A 12,856-nucleotide genomic window follows, 5' to 3' on the forward strand; every position below is an offset into this window, starting at 1 on the left:
CTCACTCAAAGACGCACTTGTCCTTCATATACGCGCACTGCCGGGCCGGTCATCATCACCGGCTGGCCTGGGCCTGCCCATTCGATGGACAGGCGCCCGCCAGGCAGGTCGATCAACAGTGGCGAATCCATCCACCCCTGGCTGATCGCAGCCACTGCGGCAGCGCAGGCGCCAGTTCCGCAGGCCTGAGTTTCCCCGGCTCCACGCTCCCAGACGCGCAACTGCGCACGGCTCCGGTCGATGACCTGGAGAAAACCGACATTGACCCGTGCCGGGAAGCGCGGGTGGTGTTCGATTTTCGGCCCCAGCTCATGCACCGGTGCGTTGTTGATATCGCTCACTCGCAGCACGGCATGGGGGTTGCCCATGGACACGGCGGCCAGATCGACCGGGGTGCCGTCGACATCGACCTGATAACTGGTGGCCTGCTCCGGCGCCTGGAACGGAACATCCGCTGGCACCAGGCGCGGGGCGCCCATGTTGACGCTGATCTGTCCGTCGTTACGCACATCCAGTTCGATGATGCCGCTTTTGGTTTCGACGCGGATCAGCCGTTTGGCGGTCAGGCGTTTGTCGAGCACGAAACGAGCGAAGCAGCGCGCACCGTTGCCGCACTGTTCCACTTCGGAACCGTCGGAGTTGAAGATCCGATAGCGGAAATCCACGTCCGGGTTACTCGGTGCTTCGACGATCAGCAACTGGTCGAATCCGATGCCGGTGTGCCGGTCGCCCCATTGCTTGGCATGCTTGGGCAGAATGTGCGCGTGCTGGCTGACTAGGTCGAGGACCATGAAGTCATTGCCCAGGCCGTGCATCTTGGTAAAACGCAGCAGCATGGTTTTACTCCGGCAGCAGGCTTTCGCCAGCAAACAACTCGGCTACCGTTTCACGGCGACGCACTTCAAATGCCTGATCACCGTCCACCAACACTTCGGCGGTACGACCGCGGGTGTTGTAGTTGGAACTCATGACAAACCCGTAGGCGCCGGCCGAATGCACGGCCAGCAGGTCGCCTTCTTCCAGGGCCAGCTGACGATCCTTGGCCAGGAAGTCGCCGGTCTCGCAGATCGGGCCGACGATGTCGTAGGCGCGGGCGGCAGAGGTGCGCGGGCGCACGGCACTGACGTCCATCCAGGCCTGGTACAGCGCCGGGCGGATCAGGTCGTTCATGGCCGCATCGACGATGGCGAAGTCTTTGTGCTCGGTGTGCTTGAGGTACTCGACCTGGGTCAGCAGAACGCCAGCGTTGGCGACGATGAAGCGACCCGGCTCGAACACCAGCGCCAGGTCACGACCGTCGAGACGCTCGCGTACGGCCTTGATGTAGTCGGCAGCCAGTGGCGGCTCCTCGTCCTTGTATCGCACACCCAGGCCACCACCGAGATCGATGTGGCGCAGGTAGATACCGCAATCGCCGAGGCGGTCGACCAGGCCCAGCAGGCGATCGAGAGCGTCGATGAACGGCGGCAGGGTGGTCAGTTGCGAGCCGATGTGGCAATCGACGCCGACCACTTCCAGGTTCGGCAGTTGCGCGGCACGCACGTACACGTCTTCGGCATCGGCGATGGCAATGCCGAACTTGTTCTCTTTGAGGCCGGTGGAAATGTACGGGTGGGTGCCGGCATCGACGTCCGGGTTCACGCGCAGCGAAATCGGTGCGCGAACGCCCAGTTCGGCGGCGACCACTTGCAGGCGTTCCAGCTCGTCGGTGGATTCGACGTTGAAGCAGTGCACGCCGACTTCCAGGGCGCGACGCATGTCGTCACGGGTCTTGCCGACGCCGGAGAACACGATCTTGTCGGCGCTGCCGCCAGCGGCCAGGACACGTTCCAGCTCACCGCGGGAGACGATGTCGAAACCGGCGCCCAGGCGCGCCAGAACGTTCAGGACACCCAGGTTGGAGTTGGCCTTGACCGCAAAGCACACCAGGCTCGGCATGCCAGCCAGTGCATCGGCGTAAGCCAGGTATTGGGCTTCGATGTGTGCGCGCGAGTAAACGTAGGTCGGTGTGCCAAAGCGCTCGGCGATGGCAGACAGGGCAACACCTTCCGCGAACAGTTCACCGTCACGGTAGTTAAAAGCGTCCATGAGGTTCCCTTATTGGTAGACGTCGTGCTTGTGTGCTTTCGAGGCAGGCTGCTGCTGCGACGACTTGGCCTGCTCGGCAGGGTCCTGGTCTTCATCGGGCAGGTACAGCGGGCCTTTTTGACCGCAGGCCGACACAAGGCAGGCAACCGCGAGGAGCGCAGCAAGGGAAGAGATCAGGCGCTTCATGGCGAAATCCTTGAAAATGCATTAATTGCGCCGGAGTATACCGGCCACCCGGCAGCTTGCCTATGCAACGGACGCCCGTCTGGCGGGGGTTGGCCGGTATCACGCAATCCCTGTGGGTCCCGCAGGTCGTTATCCTTTGCAATCGACGGGGCTCGGTCGTATCTTGCGGCGCTTGAGCCTGATCAGACACTTTTTGAGGTTGCCGTAATGAGTTTGTCCGAAGCGCGTTTCCATGACCTGGTCGATGCCACCCAGCAAACCCTGGAGGACATCTTTGACGACAGCGACCTGGATATCGACCTCGAAAGCTCGGCCGGTGTGCTGACGGTCAAGTTCGAGAACGGTAGCCAGTTGATCTTCAGTCGCCAGGAGCCGCTGCGCCAGCTGTGGCTGGCGGCGGTGTCCGGCGGTTTCCACTTCGACTACGACGAAGAAAGCGAGCGCTGGATGTGCGACAAGAGCGAAGAGCAACTGGGTGAAATGCTCGAGCGAATCGTCCGGCAACAGGCGGGTGTCGAATTCGATTTCGAAGGTCTGTGAGATCGTGACCGAGTCTGCTCCCGTCCGTCCGCCCAAGCCGCTCTACAGCAATGTCAGCCCGGCGGTGCCCTCGCCCTGCTGCAATGTGTGTCGGCTGGATGAGCACAAAGTCTGCCTGGGGTGTTTCCGCCATGTCGAAGACATCCGCGAGTGGCGTTCGGCGGATGACGAGCGGCGGCGGGTCATCTGTGCCCAAGCCGCTCAACGTCGAAACGTTCCCCTGTAGGAGCGGGTGCCCGCTTGCGGCATGCTCGCGATGCACGACAAGACACCGCGGGGTGTCAGGCTGTCAGCGTTATCGTTGGCGGCCATCGCGAGCATGCTCGCTCCTACAGGGGGGTGGGCACGGCTTGTTTATTTTTTGAGCTGTGATAGTGTCCGGGAATGCCTCAACCCATCGAGGCTGATGAAAACCCCGCCTTTTTCTGGCGGGGTTTTGCTTTTTTCGTGCAGAAGAAAGGAGTCTGCCCAGATCATGACCGCACCTTCCATAACCCTTACCCGTCTGGACGTCCAGCGTCTGGAGCGTCTGATCGACAGCCTGGACGACACGCTGCCAGGCGTTATTGCGCTGCAAACCGAGCTGGATCGCGCCGATACTGTGGTCGGCCACGATGAAGTGCCGGCGGATGTCGTGACCATGAATTCCCGTGTGCATTGCCGTGAAGAAGGCAGTGGCAAGGACTACCACCTGACCCTGGTGTACCCCAAGGATGCGAACGCCGACGAAGGCAAGGTTTCGATCCTGGCGCCGGTGGGCAGCGCGCTGCTCGGCCTGAAGGTTGGCCAGCATATCGATTGGCCGGCTCCGGGCGGCAAGACCCTGAAGCTGACGCTGCTGGAAGTCGAATCGCAGCCGGCCAATGGCGGCGACTTCCCCGAGTGACATCCCCTCAGGCCTGATCGAGCGCCTCGTTCAGTGCGTGCTCCAGGTCAGCCTTGTAGCGCAGGTACAGATGGGTGGAACTCTGCCCTTCGCCGAGCAGGCCTGACAGGTCCAGGTCGGTGATGTAGCAGCGGTAGCGTTCGCTCTCCCGGCGCTGTCCGACGATTTCCCGGGCGACTACGCTGAACAGCTGGTCGCCATGTTCCAGCTCGGAAAACTCCCGTTGATTGCAATACAACGTCACCTGCGCCTGACCCGGTGCGGCTTTGCCGACGATCGCCTGCACGTCGTAGAACGGTTTGTTCACGGGTGTCAGCGGTACTGGTCGGGCTTCGATGCGGCGTGCCCGGCCAGGGCCTGGCGGCAGTAACTGACAAAACAGGGTGTCGAGGTTCAGGGGGGCGGCCGCGTCCATTGGCAAGAGGGCATCGCGACGGTACTGGATCGATTGCAGGAAGCGTTGCAGAGGCACCAGCAGGCTTTGCTCATCATGCCAGGGCAGGCGCTGATGCCACAGGGCATTGAACTCATCGAGCACATACAGATCAGCCTGATCGTCGTTGACCCGATAGAACACTTGAATGCAGTCCGGCTGGCCCGTCGGCAGGAACAGCGCAAGGTCGTGGTCTTCCAGTGCCTTCGGATCCAGGTGCAGAGGGCTGTAGCTGGCCATTTCCTTGCCGAGGTAATCGATCAGCGCCGGCAGCGTGGCCAGCGCGATGTGCCGGACCTGGCCCGGCACCAACTCCAGCACGTGGTAGTGCTGCTGGACCTGGATCAGGTAGCGATGATTGAGTCGGCTCAGCAACAGGTTCTGCGCGGTTTCGAGGATGTCGTCGACCCGTTGGGCGATGAATTGCGCACGGTTATGGCAGAAACAACGCACCCGCAGCTTCGGCTGTTGCGGCCCGGCCGGCAGATTGTTGAGGTAGTCGCCGATGCAGTCGAGCAAAGCGTGTGGGCCGTCGTAGCGACTGACCAGCACCTCGTTCCAGCTGTTGAGCGTGACCTGGTCCAGGGTCAGCACCAGATTTTCCCGGACACCGGCGTAGCTCAGGGAATCGGTGCGCTCGGTGGTCATCAGGATGTTCAGGTCGCGATGGTGCTTGAGTGGATCGACGCCGACATTCACCAGAATCAGCACTTCGCTCGGCACGCTGGCGCGCAGCAGAGGTTCTTCGGCGACGGTGGGCAAGGGCAGGGCAATGGTCTGTTGCAGGCTGCCGAGCAGGTTGAACAGTTCGAATTCGCTCAAGTCGCTGGTGCCGGGGTGCAAGGCCAGGCGGGTGCTGCTGTCGATCACGCCATTGCGGTGGCACCAGGTCAGCAGTTCCAGCAAGTGGCGGCTGCGTTTGATCGGCGCGAAATGTTCCCACTCCAGCGCCGTCAGGTTGCCGTTGTACAGGCCCCACTGGCCTTGCTGTGGTTCTTTCCTGTTCGGTGCGTGCACCAGTGTCAGGGTGTCTTCCGCCAGGTCCAGGGCAATGCCGGGGTTGATGAATTCGACTTTGCCGGCCTTGCGCTCGAACGCGGCGTACAGCCGACGACCGAGCACACTCAGGTCGCGCTTGTTGATGCGGCTGACGGTTTGTTCGTGGCGGGCAAACTGGGTGAGAAAGCGGTAGCTGTAGTTCAACTCGTTGACCAGCGCCCGCCGCTCGGAACTGACCTGGCGGACTTTCCACTGGCTGCGGCTGTCGAGCAGGGTCAGTTGACGCTGGTCCCAGCGCCATTCGTGGGCCAGGCGCTCGAGCAATGCGCGTTGCCAACTCTGGGTGCGGCTGTTGCCGGTCAGTTTGCGATTGACCTTGAGGTACAGCGCGCGGCGGACCAACTCCAGGCGTTCCGGTTCGTTGCGGACGATCAGGTATTCCTCGATGCGCCGGTACACCACGACGTACGGATCCAGCTCGTCGAGGTCGAGCCGGTTGGCGAACACCGCTTGCTTGAAACGCAGGCTCAGGCAATGAACCCTGGGGTGTTCACTGGCGTACACCTCGGTCAGCAGCAGCTTGAGCACCGACTTGTAGGGCGATTCGATGCCCTTGAACAACTGCCAGAGCCCGGCACCGATGAATTCGCCGGGCGGGATGTAGGCGAGGTTACCGAGGTCGAGGGTTTCATCGGCACGGATGAAGCGTTTGGAGATCAGGGTATGGGTGTAGCGGTCGTAGCTCGATTCCTCGTAGACCGGCACCAGCCACCAGATCGGTGTCCGCCCGGCAAGCCAGATCGCGGTGCGGTAGAACTCGTCCAGCAACAGGTAGTGCTGGGTGGTGCCGCAATCTTCCGAGCTCAACCGGGTATCGCGTTCGCCACGGACGAAACGGCTTGGGTCGATCAGGAAGAAATGCGCCTCGGCACCCTGGCTGGCGGCCCAGATTTCCAGCAATTGGCATTTTTTGCGCAGTTCGGCGAGTTCGTTTTCGGTCAGGTCCGGCCCGTGGCAGACCCACACATCCATGTCGCTCTGGTCGGCCTGGGCCAGGGTGCCGAGGCTGCCCATCAGGAACAGTCCGTGAATCGGCCGTGGCGGGTTGCTGCCGTGGCGCGGTTTGTAGGAAAACGAACGGGTCAGGCGTTGGGCTTCAGCGAGGACATTGGTATCCGGCTCGAAGTTCGACAGCCCGGCCGGTGTACTGCCGGAAACATAGCCGGGCAACAACGGATGATTAACGTGGAAAAACAGCGGCAGCAAGGTCAGGACCCCTTGCTGACGGGGCGACAACCCCTCCATGGCGCGGGCCATGCGTCCTTCGTTGAGTTTCAGAAAGCGTGCGCGCAGTTGGCCGAGAACCTTGCGGTCGATTCCTTCGTCCAGATCTGGGCGGATTTCATGGGTGCGCGTCATGTCAGCTCAAACCGGCTCGCAGGGCTCGGACGTGGAGGCTCTCGGGTGATGGCAGTTTAGCGCCTCGGACCGGAGACATTTAAGCTGAATTTGGTTTTTTGGCGTCAGATTTACAACGTTGGAAAAGGTCAGCCAGCCGAACAGGCCCACGGATGTTCCGTTTCGGGTTTTCCGTGGGCGATACGATACGGTCAGGCCGTTTCCTGAGTCGTCAGGATGGTCAGAAGGGATTGAGCGTGTTCAGCGGCATCGCGCCCCAGGCTGGTCAGGTAACCGCCATCGGGCTGGGTGATCAGTTCTTTTTCGTGCAGGCGTTTGGCGGCGGCAATGGCTTGGGGGGCAGCGGTATGGTGAATTTTCAGACCTTCCTGGGAGTTTTCCAGGCTGTAGAGTGCAAGGATTTCCAGTTCGGCAACCAGCTCAGGGGTAAACGACATAAGGACTCCATACTTTCTTGGAATGGGACGACAGCGCCCCTAAGGTGAACCTGCCGCTGCGGCATGTCCAGTGCCGGTGAAAGAAATCGAGTTCCCGTAGGAGCGAGCATGCTCGCGATGCACGACAGGACACCGCGGAAGTCAGGCTGCCAGCGTTATCGTTGGCGACCATCGCGAGCATGCCGCAAGCGGGCACCCGCTCCTACAGGTGTTGGGTCATTGCTTTTCCGGGGGCAGTTCCGGCAGGGCCCGCAATGCCGCTTCGTACCATTGGGTATCGAACGCGCGGTCTTCTTCGAGAATCGCGTCGATTTCTACCGCTAAAACGTGAGCCATCAGGTTGAGGATCTCTTCCCGCTCGTAGCCCACCAGCGTCAGCTTGTTGAAGGTCGCCTTGGCTGCTGGCGGGTTGTCGCTCTCGATCTGGTTTTCGATGGCCTGGATCAGGGTATTTTCGGCGAACTCTTCGTCGTCGTTGTCGATATCGCTCGGCTCGCTCATGGCTGGCTCCTCAGGGAAAGGTGGCCAGTTTAACCGTATTCAGCGGCGTGATGCTGCTGGCAGGAATCCCGGCGGCGTTCTATAAACAGGCACTGCCCACCCCGCACGGCCTGGAGGCTTTGTGATGATCAAGCTTTATGGATTCTCCGTCAGTAACTACTACAACATGGTCAAACTGGCGCTGCTGGAAAAAGGACTGCCCTTCGAAGAAGTACCGTTTTACGCCGGTACCAGCCCAGAGGCCCTGGCGATCAGCCCGCGTGGAAAGGTCCCTGTCCTGCAGGTAGAGCAGGGCTTCATCAACGAGACCAGCGTGATCCTCGAATACATCGAGCAAAGTCAGGCAGGCACGCCGCTGCTGCCGAGCGATCCGTTCGAGCGCGCGCAGGTGCTGGCGCTGGCCAGGGAAATCGAGTTGTACATCGAATTGCCGGGGCGGGCCTGTTACGGCGAAGCCTTTTTTGGCATGACCCTGCCGGAGGCCATCAAGGAAAAAACCAGGGCCGAGCTGCAACTGGGGATGGCGGCGCTGGGCCGTCACGGCAAATTCAGCCCTTACGTGGCTGGCGACCGCTTGAGCATTGCCGATTTGTATTTCCTGTACAGCGTGCCGCTGGCGTGTGGTGTGGCGAAGAAGCTGTTTGATATCGATCTGTTGGCTGAGTTGCCAGCAGCCAAGGCGCTGTTGCAGCGGTTGGGGGAAAACCGGAACGTTCAGCGAGTGGCGGCGGACAGGGAGGCGGCGATGCCAGCGTTCATGGCGATGATCGCAGCCAGGAAGTAGCTCTGTTGCGCTTAAGATCGTATTCGCGAGCAGGCTCGCTCCCACAGGGTTCTGCGTCACACACAAAACCTGTGTCTGACGCATGCCTTTGTGGGAGCGAGCCTGCTCGCGAAGCTTTTGGCTTTTAACGGCTGGCGAGCAAGGCCTGACCGCGCGCCACAGCAGCCTTCACCTGCGCCGGCGCGGTGCCGCCGATGTGGTTGCGGGCATTGACCGAGCCTTCGAGGGTCAGCACGGCAAACACATCCTGGTCGATCTGGTCGCTGAACTTGCGCAGTTCTTCCAGGCTCATTTCCGCCAGGTCCTTGCCGCTGTCCACGCCATATTTCACGGCATGGCCAACGATTTCGTGGCAATCACGGAATGGCAGGCCGCGACGCACCAGGTAGTCGGCCAGGTCGGTGGCGGTAGAGAAGCCGCGCAGGGCCGCTTCGCGCATCATCGCGTGCTTGGGCTTGATTGCCGGAACCATGTCGGCGAAGGCCCGCAGCGAGTCGCGCAGGGTGTCGGCGGCGTCGAACAGTGGTTCCTTGTCTTCCTGGTTGTCCTTGTTGTAGGCCAGTGGCTGGCCTTTCATCAGGGTCAGCAGGCCCATCAGCGCGCCGAATACACGGCCGGTCTTGCCGCGCACGAGCTCCGGCACGTCCGGGTTTTTCTTTTGCGGCATGATCGAGCTGCCGGTGCAGAAACGATCCGGCAGATCGATGAACTGGAACTGCGCGCTGGTCCACAACACCAGTTCTTCGGAGAAGCGCGACAGGTGCATCATCGCGATGCTGGCGGCCGAGCAGAATTCGATGGCGAAATCACGATCGGAGACATTATCCAGCGAGTTGCCGCCAACGGCGTCAAAACCCAGCAATTGGGCGGTGTATTGGCGATCGATCGGGTAGGTGGTGCCGGCCAGTGCGGCGCTGCCCAGCGGCATGCGGTTGGTACGCTTGCGGCAGTCGACCAGGCGTTCGTAGTCGCGGCTGAGCATTTCGAACCAGGCCAGCATGTGGTGCCCGAACGTCACCGGCTGTGCGGTCTGCAGGTGGGTGAATCCCGGCATGATGCTGGCGGCTTCGCGCTCGGCCTGTTCCAGCAGGCCTTTTTGCAGGCGGGTGATTTCGGCCAGGATCAGGTCGATTTCGTCACGCAGCCACAGACGGATGTCGGTGGCGACCTGATCGTTGCGGCTGCGGCCGGTGTGCAGTTTTTTACCGGTCACGCCGATGCGGTCGGTCAGGCGCGCCTCGATGTTCATGTGGACGTCTTCGAGGTCAATGCGCCAGTCGAACTGGCCGGCCTCGATTTCACCCTGGATGGTCTTCAGGCCATCGATGATGCTGTCGCGCTCGGCATCGGTCAGCACGCCGACCTTGGCCAGCATGGTGGCGTGGGCGATCGAGCCCATGATGTCGTGGCGATACAGGCGCTGGTCGAAGGTGACTGAGGCGGTGAAGCGGGCGACGAAGGCGTCGACGGGTTCACTGAAGCGGCCGCCCCAGGACTGATTGGTCTTGTCAGTGCTCATGAATTCGCTCGTATCGGCTTGAAGAAAGAGAAGGCGTGTAACGCTGGCGCGGATAATAACAGGGTTGCCAATCCTGTCGCTGACACTGGTCGATACGTTTTTACCGGGGAGTGCGTCATGACCCGGGCAGGGCCGTACATTTTTTGCCGAACGATATTTTCCATTTGAGCCATATCGTCCCGGCAACCGTCTACAGTTGGACAATAGGATCAGCGCACTTCTCGGTGCAGCCGCTGACTATAAGGAAGAGGGGGGTGTTCATATTGCGTATCAACAAACCCTGTGGCGATCTGTCGCCAATGCGGGCATGGGCCGCCAATCGCCCGGCAGATGAAAATTTAGCCGCCGGACCAGCGGCACTTTTTGACGCTCGCGCTAGTCTTAGCGTGGATCGCGGTGACAGACGTCACTTCACCTGTCTACGCTATCCTTGTGCGAGACTCACGCAGGAATCCAGCGCAATATGAATGTCCTGATCGTTGATGACGAACCCTTGGCCCGCGAGCGCCTGTGCCGAATGGTTGGCGAACTCGAGGGATACAGTGTCCTGGAGCCTAGTGCCACGAATGGCGAAGAGGCGTTGGCACTGATCGACAGCCACAAGCCGGATATCGTGCTGCTTGATATCCGCATGCCCGGTCTGGATGGCCTGCAAGTGGCTGCGCGATTGTGTGAACGCGAAACTCCGCCCGCCGTGGTGTTCTGCTCCGGGCCCGATGAATTTGCCGTGGAAGCCTTACAGGCCAGCGCCGTAGGCTATCTGGTGAAACCTGTGAGAACTGAACAATTACATGACGCATTAAAGAGAGCCGAGCGCCCCAGTCGTGCCCAGCTCGCCGCCCTGACCCGCCCTGCCGCCGACAGCGGCAGCGGCCCGCGCAGCCATATCAGCGCCCGGACCCGTAAAGGGATCGAGCTGATTCCGTTGGATCAGGTGGTTTATTTCATTGCCGACCACAAATACGTGACCTTGCGCCACGAGGCCGGCGAAGTGCTGCTCGATGAACCGCTAAAGGCCCTCGAAGATGAATTCGGCGACCGTTTCGTGCGGATCCATCGCAATGCACTGGTCGCTCGCGAGCGTATCGAGCGACTGCAGCGCACCCCCCTGGGGCATTTTCAGTTGTTCCTCAAGGGCCTCAATGGTGATGCGTTGATCGTCAGTCGGCGTCATGTGGCTGGCGTGCGCAAGATGATGCAACAGCTCTAAACAGCTGTCCGCAGGCGAATTTCACACCCGATTGCCGGACATCCGGGGCCAGGGAGGCCGAGTAGTATCTGATACAAGTCAAAGTGGATTTGGCTGACCTGTTATTATCCGCCGTATCTATTCAGTACGGATTGATCCATGTCCTCTCGCGAAATCCGCATCGCCACCCGCAAAAGCGCACTCGCCCTGTGGCAGGCCGAATATGTCAAAGCCCGTCTTGAAGCAGCTCACCCGGGCCTGCTGGTGACGCTCGTCCCCATGGTCAGCCGTGGCGACAAGCTGCTTGACTCACCGCTGTCGAAAATCGGCGGCAAGGGCCTGTTCGTCAAGGAACTCGAAACCGCGCTTCTGGAAAATGAAGCCGACATCGCTGTGCACTCCATGAAGGACGTGCCGATGGACTTCCCCGAAGGCCTGGGTCTGTTCTGCATTTGCGAGCGCGAGGACCCGCGCGATGCCTTCGTTTCCAACACCTACGCCAGTCTGGACGAGTTGCCCCCGGGCAGCATCGTCGGCACCTCCAGCCTGCGCCGCCAGGCTCAATTGCTGACCCGCCGTCCGGACCTGGAAATCCGTTTCCTGCGCGGCAACGTCAACACCCGCCTGGCCAAGCTCGATGCTGGCGAATACGACGCCATCATCCTCGCCGCTGCCGGCCTGATCCGTCTGGGCTTTGAGGGTCGCATCACTTCGGCCATCAGTGTCGATGACAGTCTTCCGGCCGGTGGTCAGGGCGCGGTGGGTATCGAATGCCGCAGCGCCGACAGTGAAATCCATGCGCTGCTGGCGCCCCTGCATCACCAGGACACTGCCGCCCGCGTGACTGCCGAGCGTGCCCTCAACAAGCGCCTCAATGGTGGCTGCCAGGTGCCGATTGCCTGCTACGCGGTCCTGGAGGGCGAGCAGCTCTGGCTGCGCGGGCTGGTGGGCGATCCAGCCGGTGGCCTGCTGCTTGGCGCACAGGCCCGAGCCCCTCGTGGCGATGCCGAGGCGCTCGGCGTACGGGTGGCCGAAGACCTTCTCAGCCAGGGTGCCGACGCCATTCTCAAGAAGGTGTATGGCGAGGCTGGCCACGAGTGACCGGTTGGCGCTTGTTGCTGACGCGTCCCGCCGAAGAAGCGGCGGCGCTCGGCAGTCTATTGGCCGAGCAGGGGATATTCAGTAACAGTCTGCCGCTTTTGGACATCATGCCCATTGCGGCCACTGACACAATGCGCCAGGTGATTCTGGAACTGAATCAGTTCTGCGCCGTTATCGTGGTCAGCAAACCAGCAGCCCGGATCGGCGTCGAACTGCTTGAGCAACATTGGCCAACGCCACCCGGTGTGGAGTGGTTCAGCGTCGGCGCGGCAACTGCGCAGATCCTCAAGGATCACGGGTTGGACGTGAGCTTCCCGGCAGAAGGCGATGACAGTGAAGCCTTGCTCGAGCTTTCCCGGCTGCGCGAGGCCATCGCATGCCCCGATTCGCGAGTGCTGATCTTGCGTGGGGAGGGTGGGCGCGAGTTGCTGGCTGAGCGTTTGCGTGAGCTTGGTGTTAGTGTCGAGTATTTGGAGTTGTATCGCCGGGCATTGCCGATTTACCCACCAGCAACGTTGCAGCAACGGGTGAAGGCGGAACGCCTGAACGGGCTGGTGGTCAGCAGTGGACAAGGTTTCGAGCACCTGCATCAACTGGCTGGCGATGCCTGGCCGCAGTTGGCGCGGTTGCCGTTGTTTGTACCAAGCCCAAGGGTTGCCGAGCTGGCGCGTGCCGCCGGGGCCAAAACAGTTGTGGATTGTCGCGGCGCGAGTGCCGCGGCCTTGCTGACGGCGTTACGGGAGCATCCCGTACCCGTTTTCTGATGCAAAGGAT

14 protein-coding genes and 1 pseudogene are annotated in these 12,856 nt (G+C 61.3%); 8 read left to right on the forward strand and 7 right to left on the reverse strand.

Annotated features, from left to right (window positions below; genetic code table 11):
• Nucleotides 1-5: 5 nt before the first annotated feature.
• Genes dapF through CAG47_RS04465 form a run of 3 tightly spaced genes read right to left on the reverse strand, consistent with a single transcriptional unit; the run spans nt 6 to nt 2,274 of the window.
• Complete coding sequence (gene dapF / locus CAG47_RS04455; RefSeq protein WP_085723714.1) at nt 6-836, reverse strand: diaminopimelate epimerase; 831 nt, start codon at nt 834-836, stop codon at nt 6-8.
• 4 nt (nt 837-840) lie between these two features.
• Nucleotides 841-2,088: a diaminopimelate decarboxylase gene (lysA, locus tag CAG47_RS04460; RefSeq protein ID WP_085723716.1), complete on the reverse strand. Its 1,248-nt coding sequence runs from the start codon at nt 2,086-2,088 to the stop codon at nt 841-843.
• 9 nt (nt 2,089-2,097) lie between these two features.
• Complete coding sequence (locus CAG47_RS04465; protein WP_007992225.1) at nt 2,098-2,274, reverse strand: lipoprotein; 177 nt, start codon at nt 2,272-2,274, stop codon at nt 2,098-2,100.
• 207 nt (nt 2,275-2,481) lie between these two features.
• Between CAG47_RS04465 and cyaY the strand changes: the two genes are divergently transcribed.
• The 3 genes from cyaY to rnk all read left to right on the forward strand — a co-directional run bounded on the left by cyaY (nt 2,482) and on the right by rnk (nt 3,700).
• Complete coding sequence (gene cyaY, locus CAG47_RS04475; RefSeq protein WP_085723963.1) at nt 2,482-2,814, forward strand: iron donor protein CyaY; 333 nt, start codon at nt 2,482-2,484, stop codon at nt 2,812-2,814.
• Nucleotides 2,815-2,818: 4 nt separating this feature from the next.
• The gene (locus CAG47_RS04480; protein WP_085723717.1) at nt 2,819-3,040 is read left to right on the forward strand and encodes a DUF1289 domain-containing protein; all 222 of its coding nucleotides are present in this window, start codon (nt 2,819-2,821) and stop codon (nt 3,038-3,040) included.
• A gap of 249 nt (nt 3,041-3,289) precedes the next feature.
• A complete protein-coding gene (gene rnk, locus CAG47_RS04485; protein WP_008001484.1) occupies nt 3,290-3,700 on the forward strand; it encodes a nucleoside diphosphate kinase regulator in 411 nt (136 codons plus the stop codon).
• A 7-nt stretch (nt 3,701-3,707) separates the two neighbouring features.
• Here rnk and CAG47_RS04490 read toward each other — a convergent pair whose 3' ends face one another.
• The 3 genes from CAG47_RS04490 to CAG47_RS04500 form a co-directional block, all read right to left on the reverse strand.
• Nucleotides 3,708-6,551, reverse strand: a complete 2,844-nt coding sequence (locus tag CAG47_RS04490; RefSeq protein WP_085723719.1) for a class I adenylate cyclase — start codon at nt 6,549-6,551, stop codon at nt 3,708-3,710.
• A gap of 191 nt (nt 6,552-6,742) precedes the next feature.
• Nucleotides 6,743-6,988: a TIGR02647 family protein gene (locus tag CAG47_RS04495; protein ID WP_085723721.1), complete on the reverse strand. Its 246-nt coding sequence runs from the start codon at nt 6,986-6,988 to the stop codon at nt 6,743-6,745.
• Between the two features lie 216 nt (nt 6,989-7,204).
• On the reverse strand, nt 7,205-7,489 hold the full coding sequence (locus CAG47_RS04500) for a hypothetical protein (protein WP_085723723.1): 285 nt from the start codon (nt 7,487-7,489) through the stop codon (nt 7,205-7,207).
• Nucleotides 7,490-7,613: 124 nt separating this feature from the next.
• On the opposite strand from CAG47_RS04500, the gene CAG47_RS04505 reads away from it, so the two are divergent.
• Nucleotides 7,614-8,273 (forward strand): glutathione S-transferase family protein, encoded by a 660-nt coding sequence (locus CAG47_RS04505; protein WP_085723725.1) that lies wholly within the window; start codon nt 7,614-7,616, stop codon nt 8,271-8,273.
• A gap of 124 nt (nt 8,274-8,397) precedes the next feature.
• On the opposite strand, the gene argH is transcribed toward CAG47_RS04505, so the two are convergent.
• A complete protein-coding gene (gene argH / locus CAG47_RS04510; protein ID WP_085723727.1) occupies nt 8,398-9,792 on the reverse strand; it encodes an argininosuccinate lyase in 1,395 nt (464 codons plus the stop codon).
• A 344-nt stretch (nt 9,793-10,136) separates the two neighbouring features.
• On the opposite strand from argH, the pseudogene CAG47_RS29275 reads away from it, so the two are divergent.
• From CAG47_RS29275 to CAG47_RS04525, 4 genes and pseudogenes are all read left to right on the forward strand, one after another.
• A pseudogene (locus CAG47_RS29275) lies at nt 10,137-10,259 on the forward strand (sensor histidine kinase); the annotation flags it as partial.
• Nucleotides 10,256-11,002, forward strand: coding sequence for a LytTR family DNA-binding domain-containing protein (locus CAG47_RS04515; RefSeq protein ID WP_085723729.1), 747 nt, complete (start codon nt 10,256-10,258; stop codon nt 11,000-11,002). The pseudogene CAG47_RS29275 and the gene CAG47_RS04515, both read left to right, overlap by 4 nt.
• A gap of 138 nt (nt 11,003-11,140) precedes the next feature.
• The gene (hemC, locus tag CAG47_RS04520; RefSeq protein ID WP_085723730.1) at nt 11,141-12,082 is read left to right on the forward strand and encodes a hydroxymethylbilane synthase; all 942 of its coding nucleotides are present in this window, start codon (nt 11,141-11,143) and stop codon (nt 12,080-12,082) included.
• The gene (locus CAG47_RS04525) at nt 12,079-12,846 is read left to right on the forward strand and encodes a uroporphyrinogen-III synthase (protein ID WP_085723732.1); all 768 of its coding nucleotides are present in this window, start codon (nt 12,079-12,081) and stop codon (nt 12,844-12,846) included. Before hemC ends, CAG47_RS04525 begins: the two co-directional genes overlap by 4 nt.
• The last annotated feature ends 10 nt before the right edge of the window (nt 12,847-12,856 follow it).

It is taken from the genome of Pseudomonas sp. R37(2017) (assembly GCF_002113375.1).
Taxonomy (GTDB): domain Bacteria; phylum Pseudomonadota; class Gammaproteobacteria; order Pseudomonadales; family Pseudomonadaceae; genus Aquipseudomonas.

Bases quoted from the DNA above. Each gene is read 5' to 3' on its own strand.
- cyaY (WP_085723963.1), top strand. From the start codon at position 2,482: ATGAGTTTGTCCGAAGCGCGTTTCCATGACCTGGTCGATGCCACCCAG.
- lysA (WP_085723716.1), bottom strand. From the start codon at position 2,088: ATGGACGCTTTTAACTACCGTGACGGTGAACTGTTCGCGGAAGGTGTT.
- CAG47_RS04505 (WP_085723725.1), top strand. From the start codon at position 7,614: ATGATCAAGCTTTATGGATTCTCCGTCAGTAACTACTACAACATGGTC.
- CAG47_RS04465 (WP_007992225.1), bottom strand. From the start codon at position 2,274: ATGAAGCGCCTGATCTCTTCCCTTGCTGCGCTCCTCGCGGTTGCCTGC.
- argH (WP_085723727.1), bottom strand. From the start codon at position 9,792: ATGAGCACTGACAAGACCAATCAGTCCTGGGGCGGCCGCTTCAGTGAA.
- CAG47_RS04515 (WP_085723729.1), top strand. From the start codon at position 10,256: ATGAATGTCCTGATCGTTGATGACGAACCCTTGGCCCGCGAGCGCCTG.
- CAG47_RS04495 (WP_085723721.1), bottom strand. From the start codon at position 6,988: ATGTCGTTTACCCCTGAGCTGGTTGCCGAACTGGAAATCCTTGCACTC.
- dapF (WP_085723714.1), bottom strand. From the start codon at position 836: ATGCTGCTGCGTTTTACCAAGATGCACGGCCTGGGCAATGACTTCATG.
- rnk (WP_008001484.1), top strand. From the start codon at position 3,290: ATGACCGCACCTTCCATAACCCTTACCCGTCTGGACGTCCAGCGTCTG.
- CAG47_RS04490 (WP_085723719.1), bottom strand. From the start codon at position 6,551: ATGACGCGCACCCATGAAATCCGCCCAGATCTGGACGAAGGAATCGAC.
- CAG47_RS04500 (WP_085723723.1), bottom strand. From the start codon at position 7,489: ATGAGCGAGCCGAGCGATATCGACAACGACGACGAAGAGTTCGCCGAA.
- hemC (WP_085723730.1), top strand. From the start codon at position 11,141: ATGTCCTCTCGCGAAATCCGCATCGCCACCCGCAAAAGCGCACTCGCC.